Annotated in this window: 16 protein-coding genes and 1 riboswitch; of the genes, 3 read left to right on the forward strand and 13 right to left on the reverse strand. The window is 36.5% G+C overall.

All coding sequences use genetic code 11. From position 1 onward, the window contains the following. Nucleotides 1-3: 3 nt before the first annotated feature. The 5 genes from F7732_RS05250 to F7732_RS05270 all read right to left on the reverse strand — a co-directional run bounded on the left by F7732_RS05250 (nucleotide 4) and on the right by F7732_RS05270 (nucleotide 4,729). Nucleotides 4-2,223: a ribonucleoside-diphosphate reductase subunit alpha gene (locus F7732_RS05250; RefSeq protein WP_151572797.1), complete on the reverse strand. Its 2,220-nt coding sequence runs from the start codon at nucleotides 2,221-2,223 to the stop codon at nucleotides 4-6. A gap of 703 nt (nucleotides 2,224-2,926) precedes the next feature. After that, nucleotides 2,927-3,133 carry a copper chaperone CopZ gene (copZ, locus tag F7732_RS05255; RefSeq protein WP_151572799.1) on the reverse strand — a complete coding sequence of 69 codons (207 nt, stop codon included), beginning with the start codon at nucleotides 3,131-3,133 and terminating at the stop codon, nucleotides 2,927-2,929. Between the two features lie 9 nt (nucleotides 3,134-3,142). Next, nucleotides 3,143-3,469: a metal-sensitive transcriptional regulator gene (locus F7732_RS05260; RefSeq protein WP_151572801.1), complete on the reverse strand. Its 327-nt coding sequence runs from the start codon at nucleotides 3,467-3,469 to the stop codon at nucleotides 3,143-3,145. Between the two features lie 181 nt (nucleotides 3,470-3,650). Continuing rightward, nucleotides 3,651-3,830, reverse strand: coding sequence for an H-type small acid-soluble spore protein (locus F7732_RS05265; RefSeq protein WP_066444715.1), 180 nt, complete (start codon nucleotides 3,828-3,830; stop codon nucleotides 3,651-3,653). A gap of 65 nt (nucleotides 3,831-3,895) precedes the next feature. Then, nucleotides 3,896-4,729, reverse strand: a complete 834-nt coding sequence (locus F7732_RS05270; RefSeq protein WP_151572803.1) for a hypothetical protein — start codon at nucleotides 4,727-4,729, stop codon at nucleotides 3,896-3,898. Nucleotides 4,730-4,902: 173 nt separating this feature from the next. Here F7732_RS05270 and F7732_RS05275 point away from each other — a divergent pair, with 173 nt between their 5' ends. Continuing rightward, nucleotides 4,903-5,964, forward strand: a complete 1,062-nt coding sequence (locus F7732_RS05275) for a DUF3900 domain-containing protein (RefSeq protein WP_151572805.1) — start codon at nucleotides 4,903-4,905, stop codon at nucleotides 5,962-5,964. Nucleotides 5,965-6,111: 147 nt separating this feature from the next. On the opposite strand, the gene F7732_RS05280 is transcribed toward F7732_RS05275, so the two are convergent. Beyond that, nucleotides 6,112-6,324: a cold-shock protein gene (locus F7732_RS05280; RefSeq protein WP_151572807.1), complete on the reverse strand. Its 213-nt coding sequence runs from the start codon at nucleotides 6,322-6,324 to the stop codon at nucleotides 6,112-6,114. Between the two features lie 266 nt (nucleotides 6,325-6,590). Here F7732_RS05280 and F7732_RS05285 point away from each other — a divergent pair, with 266 nt between their 5' ends. Then, complete coding sequence (locus F7732_RS05285; protein WP_151572809.1) at nucleotides 6,591-6,878, forward strand: DUF6509 family protein; 288 nt, start codon at nucleotides 6,591-6,593, stop codon at nucleotides 6,876-6,878. 52 nt (nucleotides 6,879-6,930) lie between these two features. Here the strand turns inward: F7732_RS05285 and F7732_RS05290 are convergent, their stop codons facing one another. Further along, nucleotides 6,931-7,338: a cytosolic protein gene (locus F7732_RS05290; protein ID WP_066444699.1), complete on the reverse strand. Its 408-nt coding sequence runs from the start codon at nucleotides 7,336-7,338 to the stop codon at nucleotides 6,931-6,933. A 194-nt stretch (nucleotides 7,339-7,532) separates the two neighbouring features. Here F7732_RS05290 and F7732_RS05295 point away from each other — a divergent pair, with 194 nt between their 5' ends. Beyond that, nucleotides 7,533-8,357: a GNAT family N-acetyltransferase gene (locus F7732_RS05295; RefSeq protein ID WP_151572811.1), complete on the forward strand. Its 825-nt coding sequence runs from the start codon at nucleotides 7,533-7,535 to the stop codon at nucleotides 8,355-8,357. Nucleotides 8,358-8,404: 47 nt separating this feature from the next. On the opposite strand, the gene F7732_RS05300 is transcribed toward F7732_RS05295, so the two are convergent. The 6 genes from F7732_RS05300 to ku all read right to left on the reverse strand — a co-directional run bounded on the left by F7732_RS05300 (nucleotide 8,405) and on the right by ku (nucleotide 14,969). Then, nucleotides 8,405-8,605, reverse strand: coding sequence for a cold-shock protein (locus tag F7732_RS05300; protein WP_066444694.1), 201 nt, complete (start codon nucleotides 8,603-8,605; stop codon nucleotides 8,405-8,407). Nucleotides 8,606-8,682: 77 nt separating this feature from the next. Continuing rightward, nucleotides 8,683-10,143, reverse strand: coding sequence for a degradosome RNA helicase CshA (gene cshA, locus F7732_RS05305; RefSeq protein WP_066444692.1), 1,461 nt, complete (start codon nucleotides 10,141-10,143; stop codon nucleotides 8,683-8,685). 739 nt (nucleotides 10,144-10,882) lie between these two features. Beyond that, nucleotides 10,883-11,083, reverse strand: a complete 201-nt coding sequence (locus tag F7732_RS05310) for a cold-shock protein (protein ID WP_066444687.1) — start codon at nucleotides 11,081-11,083, stop codon at nucleotides 10,883-10,885. A 282-nt stretch (nucleotides 11,084-11,365) separates the two neighbouring features. Then, nucleotides 11,366-12,226, reverse strand: coding sequence for a bifunctional 5,10-methylenetetrahydrofolate dehydrogenase/5,10-methenyltetrahydrofolate cyclohydrolase (locus tag F7732_RS05315; RefSeq protein ID WP_066444685.1), 861 nt, complete (start codon nucleotides 12,224-12,226; stop codon nucleotides 11,366-11,368). Between the two features lie 42 nt (nucleotides 12,227-12,268). Next, nucleotides 12,269-12,351, reverse strand: a riboswitch (ZMP/ZTP riboswitch). A gap of 864 nt (nucleotides 12,352-13,215) precedes the next feature. Then, entirely contained in the window at nucleotides 13,216-13,827 is a 612-nt protein-coding gene (locus tag F7732_RS05320) for a phosphatase PAP2 family protein (RefSeq protein ID WP_240056543.1), read from the reverse strand. A gap of 305 nt (nucleotides 13,828-14,132) precedes the next feature. Further along, a complete protein-coding gene (gene ku / locus F7732_RS05325) occupies nucleotides 14,133-14,969 on the reverse strand; it encodes a non-homologous end joining protein Ku (protein ID WP_151572813.1) in 837 nt (278 codons plus the stop codon). Between the last annotated feature and the right edge of the window lie 86 nt (nucleotides 14,970-15,055).

Below are 15,055 nucleotides of genomic sequence, written 5' to 3' on the forward strand. Positions count from 1 at the left end.
AAATCAGCTGGAGCATGATTCACAATCTTCAATTTCAGAAGATGTTGATCGAATATAATAGCTAGTTTTTAACTTTTCTTTCCAAGCTGTTGTATGAAGATCAAGAAGGTCTTTTGCTTTGATTGTATTTGGTACATATAAGTTAAAAGAGATTGCCTGATCAATATGTTTTTGACGCTGCGCATTCTGCAGAATACTCCATTTTTGATCCAATAAGTAAGCAGATTTATAATACCATGTTGTCTCACTGTTAAGGTCTGGAGCAGTTACAGGGATACGATAATCCTTTTTCTCTTCAGAATATTGCTTATTGAAAATAGGATCGATGCTTGGTGTGCTTCCTGCGATTAATGCTGTTGAAGCATTAGGAGCTACTGCTAATAAATAAGCATTTCTCATTCCATTTTTTTGCACAGACTCCATTAACCCTTGCCAATCCAGATTGCTGTCTGACTGCAGATATCCGCGTTTTTCAAAATATGCTCCAGTATCCCAATCTGAGCCTTCAAATGCAGGATATGATTCTTTTTCAGCAGCAAGTTCCATAGAGCTTTGAATCGTTAAATAAGCGATTTTTTCATATAGCTCGTCTGCAAATTGAACTGCTCTTTCGCTTTCCCAAGCAATTTTACTGATCGCAAGCAAATGATGCCAGCCAAATGTCCCTAAGCCAATTGCACGGTACTTTTGGTTTGTTAACTGCCCTTGTATAACAGGAATCGTATTAATATCGATAACATTATCAAGCATTCTAACCTGAACCTTAATAAGTCTTTCCAAAGCAGAATCGCTGACAGCACGTGCTAGGTTAATTGAAGAAAGATTACATACAACAAAGTCTCCTGGCGTTTTTTCGATCACGATTTTGCCGTCCTTTGTATATTCCTCTATTCTTTTTGTAACACTTTGGTTTTGAACTATCTCTGTACAAAGATTTGTGCAATAGATCATTCCCTTATGTCCATTTGCATTTTTACGATTCACTTCATCACGATAGAACATAAACGGAGTGCCTGTTTCAAGCTGGCTTCTAAGAACGGATTTCATAATTTCGATAGCTGGAATGGTTTCACGGCTAAGCTGCTCATTATCAATACACTCTTGATACTTTTCTCTGAAAGAGCCCTCACCATCTTTTTCATCAAAATAATCCTCCAGCGAGAACCCCATTACTCTTCTGACTTCATGAGGATCAAATAAATGCCAGTCTCCTCTATTCTCAACAGCCTCCATGAATAAATCAGGGATACAGATGCCAGTGAAAAGGTCATGTGTACGCAAACGCTCGTCCCCATTGTTTAATTTAGCATCTAAGAAAGAGAAAATATCCTTATGCCATACATCTAAATAAACACTGATTGCTCCTTGTCTCTGACCAAGCTGATCAACACTTACAGCTGTATTGTTTAACTGCTTCATCCATGGCAAAACGCCGGAAGATGCCCCTTTAAAGCCTTTAATATCACTGCCTCTGCTGCGGATTTTGCCTAAGTAGACACCAATTCCTCCGCCATTTTTAGATAATGCAGCAATATCCGTATTGCTGTCGTAAATAGAATCTAAGCTATCGTCAACTGTTTCAATAAAGCAGCTTGAAAGCTGCCCCCATTTTTTCCCGGCGTTTGACATAGTCGGTGTTGCTACAGTCATATATAAATTACTTAGTGCCCAGTAAGCTTCTTTTACTAGTTCAACTCTTTGAGAGCGAGCTTCATTTTGCATCAAAATCATACTGATCACCATGAATCTCTCCTGAGGCAATTCATAGATATTCTTTTGACGGTCTTTCGCTAAATATCGATCAGCGAGCATCTTAATCCCTAAATAAGTAAATAACTGATCTTTTTCAGGGTTAATAAAACGCCCTAGCTCATCAATTTCAGCTCTATCATATTTCTCTATTAGTTTACTTTCATATATATCTAATGAGACGAGTTTATGTAATAGATCATAAAAGCTGCCATATTTGTGATCTGCCTGATATCCTCGATTCTCACCTGCATGACGATATAATTGCTGTAAATATAAATGAGCTGCCACGTATGTCCAATTAGGTTCATCCATTGAAATAAAGGATAAGCACTCGAGAATCAGCTGATCATAAAAAGAATTTTCATTTAGGCTGTCTAATTGCGCAGCTTTCTTTTCTAAATATTGCATTTGCAGTTCAGGAAACATTTCCTGCAGTTCCTGAAAGTTAACAACTTTTGTTAAACTCGTCATTGATAATTCCTCCTTCAACATGAAAGAATCAGCGGAATGCTGTTCTTTTGGAAACACATTATGCACCTGATGCACATTATGTAAATGTCCTTTTTCAGGTGTCTTTAAACAGTTGAGAGTACGCTTCATCCCACAGATTTGAGCCAAGCAAAACGAAAATTAAAGGTTTCATGCTGTATGCTGCTTCAATTTAACCAGAATCAAAAAGTTTTTGCTGTTTCTAGAAACATCGTACATCTTTTTTGACCGTAGCTGATTATCATTTTCACAAAAAAAAACACTTCCCGAAGAAAGAAACTTTTGCTCGCGCAAGCAGTTTCTCTGGCTTGTGCATTTTTTCAACTAGTTGCCCCTCACGTCATATTGCCATTTGCAACTATTTATATCAGTGGTTCACTATTTTGATTGCAGCTTAAGATGATAAGCGCAATAATAAGCGTGCTAGCGAATTCCCTCTTAAGTCCGGATGGTTTTGTATAATTATCTATATATAGTTAACGCTAACAAGACCAACACTAGATATTGTATGTAATTCTATCATATGCAAAAATATAATTCAATTTTTTTATTTTGCTAGAACACTCTGTTTTTACCCTTTCCTCCCGAAAAACACTTGTTTCAGCACGATTTTCCAATAAAAAAATTTTTTTATCAGATTAAAAAAATAATAGAACGTGCTATAAATACACGTTCTACAATCTCCTTATAAAACATCATATCCTTGTTCATCAATTGCTGCTTTGATCTTATTTAGTGTAACAGATGCCGGATCATATTCAACCTCAACCTTGCCGCTTTCAAGATGAACTTTCACCTTGCTGACTCCAGGTAATTCGCCGACACTGTCCTCTATCGCTTTTACACAATGGCCGCAGGACATGCCGCTAGCTTGTAAAGTTATGTACTCCATATGTGCCCCTCATTTCTTCATCAATTTTTGAACGGTTGTAAGAAATTCATCTAATACCTTGTCATCACCTTCATGAATGCGCTCTACTATACAGCTCTTCAGATGACCTTCCAGCAGCAGTTTTGCCACGCTATTTAATGCTGATTGAGTAGCAGATATTTGAGTGATAACATCATCACAATATGTATCTTTTTCAATGAGACCTTTTATGCCCCTTATTTGACCTTCAATTCGATTTAACCTGGTAGTCAGGTTTTTCTTTACCTCATCTGAATGATGGCTTTTACGCACATTTTGATGATCACAAGCTGCATGATCTGCTGCATCTATATTCATGGGCTAGCCCCCTTTTTTAAGGGTATTATACTCTGGCAACGTATTTAAAGGCAACAACATTGATACTATGTTAACTTACCCTTTTTTCAATTGTTTTAACACTTTATACTCAGGCATGCATTCTGCTTTTGGCTGTTTAACACTTTTACAAAGAGAAAGAGTCGCCTGAATAGGCAACTCTTTACATCTCTCTAAGATCTGAAATAGCTACTTCCGTTCGTTCTTCTAAAGGGCCGCGCAAATGCACTGTTGCCATTTTATTTTCTTCATTGATGCCATCGATCCATACAGATGCACCATTATATTGAACCTCAATATCTGCACTTGATGATAAAATTTGTTTCACACGGTTTATTTCCACCAGGACACCCCTTTTCCCTTGTATGTGATCAGAGTTATTTTAAACAGTTCAGCAAGTTTTATACGCTACTTTAGAATCCTGGAAAATAAATAATCATCTAACTTTTTTATTAATAATAGAACGAGTATTAAACAGATGCCAAACAATATTGGATGCCAGTATTGGTTTATATGCAATATTCCGGCCCTCTCTAAGATAATATTAATTGAAAAATCACCTATCAGCAGGATTGAACAAGCTGAGAAAGAAAAAAAGTATAAAACAATAGCTGCTAAAAGCAAGCTATAAACCATCCAGTATGCAGTGTTAAATGCAATACTATCTCTGGATAACACAGAAAACCAGCCAACAGTATAATGGTGAGTTCTCCAGAACGCTTGAATGATGATCGTCAGCCCTTGCATACATGTGGTAATTGCCATATAGATTGTTAAAAACCTAGTAAACGGAATTTGCAGCTTAAGCAAGTTTCTCCACATTTTCAAAACGTAAATGGAAATGAATAAAATGATAAACGTATACCATGATTTCCACCAGTAATGCTCATAAATGTTGATCCAGGTAAAAACCTCCTCTATCAAAAAAACACCAAATAATAAGAACACAATCGTTCTTAGCTTCATTTGGAAGGTAATCATTAACATTAACAGACTTGGAATAAATAGTGCCTGTGACATACTGGATCCAACTGTGTTATCATACCAATGGTCCCGAAATACATTTGGGTGATATGCATATGCATCAAATAGTATTAGTACAAAGTAATCCAAAAAAAAAGCAAGTCCCATTGTGAAAATATATAAAGCAATGTACAAACGTAAATCTGTTTTTTTGTATGTGCACCTAATCATAATACAGCCGATGATTCCTAAAATGGCATACCATAACATGTTTTGCATTCAATCACATCCAGCAGGAATCTTTAATACACGTTATTTTTTCCTATCAACACCATAATATGCAACAGCTGATTGATTGACGTATTCCAATTATTCTCCTATACTTTTGTAGTGCTGAATCGGACAATAGTCCAAGTATGCTACGATAACATTTAAAAAAGGTGAGCATATAAATGGATTTTGAAATTAAGTTCTTATCATTTTATGTAATTAATATACACGGTGAAGGCGAAAACGTCAGTAAGTCGAATAAACATTACCAGACATTAGATCAGGCTGCTTACGAAGAAAGTCCGCTAAAGGATTTTCTTGATGGAGAACTCACTAAGATTAATAAAAGAAAAGTAGAAAGACATCCTAAATCAGAAAATGCACCAACTAAAATTGGCCGCTTTATTACGGAAGATGGACATGATCTCACCTCTAATCCAAACTATAATGTATTTTCCAAAGTTAGAAATGCAGCTACTAAAGAAGAGTTTCAAGAAGCCAACGAAGCGATCGTAGGAGCCTATGCAGATACAGCTGCTATTCGGGGCGGTGTGCTGCTCATTATTTCAGCAAAACTTCGCAAGTACTTTGATGAACCTTTTCTATTTATTATGAAGTGTGATTTCGAGCCAAAAGTAGCGTCTATCTCAGATGAAGCAACCTTGATCAGAAATGTGGAAATGGCCATAACAACAAAGAATATGAAATCTGTCCAATATCCTTATATGCCCGAAGAAGGAATGATTGAGCCTAATGAGCTAAAAATCCACCAGGCATCTCATGCGCGGTATTTTGAAGACTTTTTAAAGTATGTGGAGTACGGAGAATCAATGCCGGAAATTATTAAGTCTCAAGTAATGACAATGGTTCAATCACATATAGAGGAATCATTTGAAGTCGAAAGCGAAGAAAGAGAACAATTTGAAACTGCAATGGATGTTTGGGCAACTAGCCCAAAAAGAGAACTGCAGGAACGATTTAGTACAGAGCAAGTAGTAGAGGCCACAGCCCAAATTACAGAGCTAACACCTGAAGCTGAGCTGAAAATGAAGTTAGATCATATTTCAATAAAGGGACTGTTAAGCGATTACGGTGAGCAGATACATTTGGCCAAAATCAATCAAAAATATGTGCTTCTGATAGAAGCTGATATGATTCAATTTGAACAAGGCTACTCTCCTATAGAGCTGCTCCGACCGGACGAACTTGACACTGTCCTAGACAAAATGAAAAAGAAATATTAACAGGAATAACTTCGGTAAAGACTGCAAACACTATAAAAGAACAAACTGTATAATTGCTCAATGAAGGAAAAAGCTTATTAGAGGAAGCACAGCCAAAATGCAAAAAGCTGGCAATATGTATGCCAGCTTTCAAGATCAAGAAATGATTTATTTAGTCGAAAAAATACTGCTGTTGTTTACAACTTGCAATTCTTTTATGTTTTCCTTCATATCATTGTTACAGATAGGGCAAAGAGGCTTCTCGCTGCTTTTAAAATTGTCTCGCACCCAGCAATTACATGTTTCGGATGTACATTCCCAAATCTTAACCTCTTCCGTTTTTACTTCTTCCATGTTTCTTCTTCCAAATCCCTTTGCCATAAACAGGCACCTCCTAGAAAGAGTAAAACCCTATGAGAAAAATAAAAATCACACGTTAATATAAAGAACGTTTGTTATAGGTTCTTTATAACAAGTGTGGTCAAAGCACAAAAATATTCAAATATTAATCTTTTTTATTATAACACCTTTTGTCTAAGTCGTCAAAGCCCGAAGTTTTGAGCAAAATAGACTAAAGATTTTCATTGTTATACTAAAAAAGTGTATAATGGCTAAGTTGACTGTTAGAAGGAAAGGATGAACATAACATGAATATCAATCATTATACTGTTGAACAAATAAAAGATCCTACTGGAATACTCTCTGGTTTAAGATATGAGTTTTTCTTAAGTTTAGAAGTTGATGAAGATGATGAATTATATTCAGAAGCTGGTATTAGCTTACGCGTTTTATTTTATAAAGATGAACAGGATTCCCGAGTTTTAAATTACCATTTCCAAACAGGAACTGGTGAAATTCTTGATTTTGCTTTAGAGGAAGATGAAGAATCTGAGATCCTGCAATTCTGCAATGAGCACGCTGCTTCTGCAGAATAAGAACAAAGCAAAAAGCTGAACCATGATTGTGGTTCAGCTTTTTCTTTTCGCTCTATACTTCTATTGTTTTGCCTTCTTCAATAATATGGTACATTAAATGAGCTAAATGATGGATTGGAGTATAGATTTCCTCATCTTCCTCCTCATCCTCTTCCAGTTCTTCATTAAATTCCAGATCATTCAAATGCAGGGCCGCAAATTGGTAAAAATCTTTTAATTCAAAAGCATAACAAGCATCTGGCTCCTCTTCTTCCCCTTCATAATGAAGGACCATATAGGATTCCTTGCCGTTCTCATCTACACCATCAAAATATACAAAGAAACCAATATTAGTATCTAATTCAAAAAGGTGCCTTGTACCGCCCTCTGTGGCTCTTTGAAAATCTTCTTCATTTAATTTTAATACATTCATTGCATCGACTCGGTCTTCTTTATGAAACTTAACAGAAAATGCTTTCATTTTGTTCGCCCCGCTTTCTCAATTGATCATAGCATAAATAGTTTGATTTTAGTATTATAAACCATTTTATCATTCATCAAACATAATCTTTGTATACAAACCTCATTCATTTACAGTAAGATTAATACAAATCGTACCTTCATTTTTAATAATCAGTTTTTTCTTATTACTATTTCATCTGGGGGAATCATGAAATGCTAACTTCAAAGGAACTTGAGCAAATTCAGATGCTGCAAATTCTTTGTGAGAACCATGACAATATTCAATTGAAGCTAAATTGGGATATGCTAAAGAACAGAAATGATGAATTGAAAACTGACTTTTTTTATTATCACCATCAAATGTTAGCAGGTTTTGCTGCAATATATGGATTTGGCAGTGAGGCAGAGATTTGCGGGATGGTTCATCCAGATTATAGAAGAAGGGGCATCTTTTCAGCCTTGCTCGCTGAAGCTAAACCTATATTAAAGACATATCAAAGTATATTAATTAATGCTCCATCAAACTCAGCCGCAGCAAAATCATTCCTAAATGCGAAAGAGTATAAATATTCTTTTTCAGAGCACCAGATGAAATGGATACCAAAAGAATTAGCTTTAGAGAAAGATCATGTTATACTGCGTCATGCAATTCAATCTGATTTAGAAAAAATGAGTTTGATTGACCATCTCTGCTTCGGTATTACAATAGAGAACGCTATTGTTACAAATAGAAAAGCACTTAGTAATAATGATCAAACAAATTATGTCATTGCCTTCCAGCAAGAAGATGTTGGAAAAATTCGCATCCAAAATGATGAGACAGGGTTCTGGATATATGCGTTTGCCATTCATCCCTCATTTCAGGGCAAAGGGATTGGCAGAGCTGCATTAACCTCATGTTTAAAATCACTAACTAAAAAAGGTGGCGAATCCATCCATTTAGATGTAGTCGCCACCAATTATAATGCTCTTAAGCTATATCATTCCTGCGGCTTCAAAGAATATGGCTCACAGGACTATTATTCATATTCAATTTAATATAATGACCAAAAATAAAAAGCCGAAAACGGCTTTTTATTTTTGGCTTAGTTTTTTGTTACATTTACAGCTTGAGGGCCACGCTGGCCATCTTCTATATCAAATTGAACTTCTTGGCCTTCTTCAAGTGTTTTAAAGCCTTCCGTTTGAATTGCAGAGTAATGTACAAATACATCCTCTCCACCCTCTACTTCGATAAAGCCAAAACCTTTTTCAGAATTAAACCATTTTACTTTTCCTGTTGCCATTTTTGTTTCCTCCTAATATCTTTAAATCAGAGCAGAAAATAACTGCCTATATTCATTATGCCTAATTTATCTGGATTTTATAATTCATTATTGCGATTTCTATTTCTTCTGCGGTCTCTATCTCTTCCACTTTCTCTGCGATCACGGCCGCGGTCTCTGTTTCCACGCGGTCTATCGGTATAGCGTTTACGATCACGCGTACCGCTTTTTGGCTTTTTAGAGCGCAGTGGTTCTACTGCAGTCAATTTAACCGGAGTAACGTCAGGATCTTTTGTAAGAAGCTTTAAAGCTGCAGCTAGCATTGTTACAGAGTCTGTATCTTCAAGCAGAGATTCTGCAATACGCTTGTAGTCGCCATGTTCATTTTTTTCTACAACATTCATTAATTTATTTATAGTTGCCTGCTGATTGCCTGCCAATACGTCTTTAAAAGATGGAACTGGCTGTTTCGCCATTTTGCTCTTTGTTACATTTTCAATGATCTTTAAATGATCGATTTCTCTAGGTGTTACAAATGTAACAGCCAATCCTTTTTTACCTGCACGTCCCGTTCTTCCAATTCTGTGAACATATGATTCAGGATCTTGAGGAATGTCAAAGTTGTAAACGTGAGAAACACCAGAAATATCAAGTCCGCGTGCAGCAACGTCAGTCGCAACCATGATATCAATTGTCTGTTCTTTAAAACGGCGGATTACTTGATCACGTTTTGCTTGCGGAATATCACCGTGAATTCCTTCAGCTGAGTAGCCACGCTTAATTAATCCTTCAACCACTTCATCAACACGTTTTTTTGTGCGTCCAAAAACAATAGCAAGTTCTGGTGACTGAATATCCAGCAAGCTGCAGAGTACATCAAATTTTTGTTTCTCATGTACCTCCATATAGCTTTGCTCAATATTTTTAACTGTCATTTCTTTTGCCTTAACTTTTACGATTTGTGGTTCAACCATAAACTTTTCAGCAAGAGCTTGAATTCTCTTTGGCATAGTTGCTGAGAACAATAGTGTTTGACGCTCACCTTTGATCTCGCTTAAAATTCTTTCAATATCTTCAATAAAGCCCATATTCAGCATTTCATCTGCTTCATCAAGAACAACCGTTTTAATATTAGCAAGCCTGATTGTTTTTCTTTCGATATGGTCAATTAATCGACCAGGTGTTGCAGCAATAATTTGCGGTCTATTTTTCAAAGCGCGAATTTGACGGTTTATATCTTGCCCGCCATAGACTGGAAGTGTACGAATGCCCTTTACCTGACCAATTCGGTTTAATTCCTCGGCAACCTGAACAGCAAGCTCACGAGTAGGCGCAAGAACAAGACCCTGTATTCCTTCATCTGCTTGAATTTTTTCCAGTAGCGGCACACCAAAAGCAGTCGTTTTACCAGTACCTGTTTGTGCCTGGCCAATCATGTCCTGACCAGTAATGGCGATTGGAATAGCCTGTGCCTGAATAGGTGTTGGCTCCTCGAAACCCATATTAGATAGAGCTTTTACTAGCTCTGTGCTTAAACCAAAATCTGAAAAAGTTGTCAAAATGTATTTCCTCCTTAATTCTTTCCATGCTAATTTTATCAATAATGCTAGTTTTCCCAGCTTTTAATTGTTTTTATCATTATTTTGAATTTAATTTTTATGATTTCTTCTTAGGTCTTTACCTCATTCAAAAAAAAAGAAAACTTTTAATTGATAGTCTTGAATAAATGAGGCAATATTCAAAAACACATAACGTATTTATTTCCTGGTGATCTTACTAGTGCTAATTCAGATCTCTTTCAGTTAGAAACATATAAATATATTTAATTGTTGATGATTATGAAAAACATAATAAACATAATGTCACTTCTATTGACAGGATTTATAAAACCGTTTTCCTGCCACAGCTAATAGTGGATGGAATTCCTTTTGAAGAAATAAAAGAAGTCGGCTTGTGTGGAGTCAGAAAGGGACAAAATATTATGTCAAAGATCTTATAAAGAAAACTTGCCGATTGGCGAGCCTGGAAGGCGATGCCAGAGGCTTAGTTGCACTTATACTACAATCCTAAAAGGAGCCTCTGCGCTGAACTTCCCCATGCTGCTCATTTATCGGTTTGATAGTATAAAGAAAACTTGCCGATTGGCGAGCCTCCGAAGGCGATGCCAGAGGCTAACACTTTTATTAACCTAAATATCATCAGCTGTAGTGATATTCTCTCAGCTGATCATTTTATGTTCTTAAAGTGCAATAAAAAGGCGATGCATGGCTTTCATGCATCACCTCATGTTAGCAATAATTATGCTTTTGTAACGTTAGCAGCTTGAGGTCCACGGTTACCTTCAACGATTTCGAAAGTTACGTCTTGACCTTCTTCTAAAGTTTTGAAACCTTCAGATTGGATAGCTGAAAAGTGAACGAATACGTCTTGACCTTCAGAAGTTTCGATGAAACCAAAACCTTTTTCTGCGTTAAACCATTTTACTTTACCTGTGTTCATGATAATACCTCCAAAAATGTGTTCACTATAAGTCTTGATTATATAAGCTTAAACATAAAAAGATCGCAACCACTCGAAATGAGGAGTAAAATCGCCTACATTTCAATGCAGTTACGACCACTTATCCATAAAATATATATAACGAACATTACAGCGTTAGCTTTATAATAAGTGATTTAATCCGATATGTCAAATTAATTGTTAGTTCGGGTACTGCATAATTACTGGAAAATTATCCCAAAATGATATTGAATCACCTTTAACTTAAGTTTCGAAATAACATTATAAAGTTGAAGTCTTTTTCGACATACCCTTTTCTGCTGCAATTACTGTATGTTTAAGGAGCATCGAAATGGTGACAGGCCCGACACCGCCAGGAACCGGAGTAATAGCTGATGCTTTTTCAGCACAGCTTTCATAGTCTGCATCTCCAATATTTCCTTTATTATAACCAGCATCCAATACCACTGCGCCCTCTTTAATCCATGCACCCTGAATAAAATTAGGTTTCCCTACGGCTGCGACAACAATATCTGCTTGTTTAACAAACTGTTCAAGATTTGTTGTGTAAGAATGACAAGTGGTTACTGTTGCATTTCTATTTAGCAGTAGTGCAGAAACAGGCTTTCCAAGGATGGGACTTCTTCCAACTACGACTGCATGCTTCCCTGAAGCATCAATATTATAGAAATCCATTATTTCTAATATTGCGGCAGGAGTACAGGAAGGATAGACACCAAATCCAAATGCTGTTTGCCCATATCCAAGGCTTGTTACTCCATCAACGTCCTTCTCAATAGCAATCGTCTCAAATGCTTTTCGTTCATCAATTTGCTCTGGAACAGGGTGCTGTAGAAGAATGCCATGAACATTTTCATCTTCATTCAGTCCGGTGATCGTTTCAAGCAGTTCTTCTGTAGTTGTTTCTTTTGGAAGATGGATTCGTTTAGAAATAATTCCTAACTTTTCACATGCATTGCCCTTCATTCTTACATAGGTTTCTGAAGAAGGGTCATCCCCAACAAGGATCGTAGCTAAGCACGGTGTAATTCCCGCTTGTGCTAAAAGGGTAATTCTTTCTTTTAAACTTTCCTTTACACTTGCAGCAACTGCATTTCCATCTAAAATCATTTTCTTCTCCATGTATATCCCTCCAATTAATAAGAAAAGAGACAAGGAAATCCCTCTCTCTGCCCAGACGACCGGCTATACATAGACGCAGCTCCCCAGCGGTTCATTCCGCATTGTCGTCAGTTACTGCGATTTTTAAACATATCCAATTTTTCAATATCATTTTAACACAAAAGACATATAATTCAATATTTTTCATCTCTATCGTTCGGAAAATAGCTCTGGATACATATTATGTTAAAAAAATCATTGGACTCCGCTTATGTTAGAAGGAAGCTGTGTGGTTCTTGACAGTAATCCAGTGTCCTACCGATTTTTATTTAAAGCAGCTGTTTCTGCAATAGTATTTTAAGATGACAAAGAAACCCAAACGTTTAAACAGATAATAGAAATGATATCTGCTAAACGTTCGGGTTTGTTATCAGCTGACATGCTAATCCGTCAGCATATTTAATATTTGAGAACCGCGATCCTTTTACCTAAAACAATGAAAGCCCTTCCTCTCTTCCATCCTTACAGCTCCTTGGCTGTTCCAGTGGGAATCAGGATTTCAAGGTATCTTGATAAAAGCAACTCTATATTCGTGAATTATAAAATGATCAGCCTGAGGTCGGCCGTTTTAGATTTGGAGAAAGTATACGGTTATGAAAGAAGATGATATAAGAAGAAATCCAACATATAGTTGTCCACAAAATTATTTCTTAATTGACATACCAATTACTCGCTCAGTTATTAAGAGCCGCTTTTCTTATTATTGTCTCCGCCAGAATGAAATGGCGTCTTTATTGCTCAAATACTACAATTGGAATTATACTGGATATCACTGTTGGTGTCAAGGGAATTTACTTTATAACAATTTTTTGAACATTATGAGGTTATTGTTTTGTTTTTCAGTTGCTCTATAAGGATTAGTACAGTCCATGAAAAGTAAGAGGTTTCCAGGTCAAATCTGCACAATTCCCCTTACCTCAAATGGAAAAACTTTTTGAAGCGATTCAGAATTATTCACTCCGTGTTCTCATACGTCTCCTATTTCTCCGGAAATGGTAGAGCTTTAAAAACAGAGCAAAAGCGATAAGCCAAACAGCTCCTGCAGAAAATCCAGCAAGAACATCGCTTGGATAATGAACACCTAAGTATATTCTAGATAGTCCAATTCCAATAATCATCAATCCCATTATAAAGCAGCCTAGCAGGGCATATACTTTCCTGCTCGCTAATAAGAAGATTAGATACGCAACCGTTCCATAGAAGATAAATGAACCCATTGAATGACCGCTCGGAAAAGAAAAACCCGCTTCTGTAATTAAGGGCTGTATGTCCGGCCTTTCTCGCTGAAAGATCCATTTCAGCAGCAGATTGAATAAACCGCCAAATAAATTAACAGCAGCTGCTAAGATTGCCAGGTCCACTTTTTTCAGAAGCAGTAAAATGATTACAGTAACAATGGTACCAATTGTGATCCAAAGAACTGAACCAAAGAAAGTAAAAAAAATGATGATTTCTGTAAGGGTTGGATGAAGAAATCCCTGTACATATGAAATCACAAGCATTTCATAGGATAATAATTCACTCTCATCCAAAGCATCTACCAGTTGAAAAAATATGAACAAAAAAATAGAAATGCTCCCAATAATGAAAGACCAGTATACGATTTGCCGTTGTGTAAAGTTTTTAAATTTCATCTCAATATATACTTCTCCATATCGTTTTTATTCTAATACCCAATGTGCTGTTGAAAAAACCATTCTCTCAATCGTCAATTTATTCTTATCATTGTATCTTATCATTTAGTCTATATCCAAATTTACATCATTTAAAAATGCTCTTTCATTAAAAAGACCCGGACGACTACGCAGAGAAAAAATTCCTGCTAATCTGCCGGGTTATTTATTTTTGAAATTTTCTAGCCTTTTTCTTACGCTTCTTTTTTCACCTTTGTACTCACACGCTTCTTCTTAGCAGTTGCTGTTTTTGTTTTAGGTTTTGTCTTATCAATAGAAGCCTGCAATGCAGCCATTAGATCCGTAACATTCGTTGCCGGTGTCTTTTCAGCTGCTGTTACAACTTCTTTGCCAGTTTGTTTTGATTCAATCAATTCAAGCAGTGCTGTACGGTAATCATCTTTATACTTTTCAGGTTCAAAAGAGGTAGTTAACTGATCAATAAGCATGATGGCTGTTTCTAATTCCTTGCCTGTCACCTTGTCCTCAACCGGAACATTCGGTACATCCTGAGGTTTTCTTACTTCATCCGGAAAGTGAATGGTTTCCATGACGATTGTATTTTCATACACACGGACAACTGCAAGCTGTTCCTTAGAACGGATTATTATTTTCGCAATACCGACCTTTTCGGAGTTCAAAAGAGCTTTGCGAAGAAGGCCGTATGCCTTCCCTCCCCCATCTCCCGGCGACATATAATATGTGCGGTCAAAATAGATAGGATCGATTTCCTGAATTTTCACAAAGTCAATAATTTCAACTGCTTTATCTTCATTTTCTTTACGAAGCTTTTCTAATTCCTCTGCTTCTAATACAACAAATTTGCCTTTTGTATATTCATATGCCTTAACAAGGTCTTCATTTTGGACCTCCACTTCACAAACAGGACATACCTTTTCATATTTTATTGGTGAATGACATTCCTTATGAAGTGTCCGTAATTTTATATCTTTATCTTCCGTTGCTGTATGCAGCTTAATCGGTATATTAACCAGGCCGAAGCTAATGCTTCCCTTCCACATCGTATGCATGTTAGGTCCTCCTTCAGTGTTCTTACAGCAGATACTTTTATCGTTAAGTTACGCTATAGCAGCTGAATTCACACTATAGAAATTAA

Origin of the sequence: Bacillus mesophilum, assembly GCF_008923265.1 — a bacterium.
GTDB classification, from domain to species: domain Bacteria; phylum Bacillota; class Bacilli; order Bacillales; family Cytobacillaceae; genus Cytobacillus; species Cytobacillus mesophilum.

Bases quoted from the DNA above. Each gene is read 5' to 3' on its own strand.
- F7732_RS05250 (WP_151572797.1), bottom strand. From the start codon at position 2,223: ATGACGAGTTTAACAAAAGTTGTTAACTTTCAGGAACTGCAGGAAATG.
- copZ (WP_151572799.1), bottom strand. From the start codon at position 3,133: ATGGAGTACATAACTTTACAAGCTAGCGGCATGTCCTGCGGCCATTGT.
- F7732_RS05260 (WP_151572801.1), bottom strand. From the start codon at position 3,469: ATGAATATAGATGCAGCAGATCATGCAGCTTGTGATCATCAAAATGTG.
- F7732_RS05270 (WP_151572803.1), bottom strand. From the start codon at position 4,729: ATGCAAAACATGTTATGGTATGCCATTTTAGGAATCATCGGCTGTATT.
- F7732_RS05275 (WP_151572805.1), top strand. From the start codon at position 4,903: ATGGATTTTGAAATTAAGTTCTTATCATTTTATGTAATTAATATACAC.
- F7732_RS05280 (WP_151572807.1), bottom strand. From the start codon at position 6,324: ATGGCAAAGGGATTTGGAAGAAGAAACATGGAAGAAGTAAAAACGGAA.
- F7732_RS05285 (WP_151572809.1), top strand. From the start codon at position 6,591: ATGAATATCAATCATTATACTGTTGAACAAATAAAAGATCCTACTGGA.
- F7732_RS05290 (WP_066444699.1), bottom strand. From the start codon at position 7,338: ATGAAAGCATTTTCTGTTAAGTTTCATAAAGAAGACCGAGTCGATGCA.
- F7732_RS05295 (WP_151572811.1), top strand. From the start codon at position 7,533: ATGCTAACTTCAAAGGAACTTGAGCAAATTCAGATGCTGCAAATTCTT.
- F7732_RS05300 (WP_066444694.1), bottom strand. From the start codon at position 8,605: ATGGCAACAGGAAAAGTAAAATGGTTTAATTCTGAAAAAGGTTTTGGC.
- F7732_RS05310 (WP_066444687.1), bottom strand. From the start codon at position 11,083: ATGAACACAGGTAAAGTAAAATGGTTTAACGCAGAAAAAGGTTTTGGT.
- F7732_RS05315 (WP_066444685.1), bottom strand. From the start codon at position 12,226: ATGGAGAAGAAAATGATTTTAGATGGAAATGCAGTTGCTGCAAGTGTA.
- ku (WP_151572813.1), bottom strand. From the start codon at position 14,969: ATGCATACGATGTGGAAGGGAAGCATTAGCTTCGGCCTGGTTAATATA.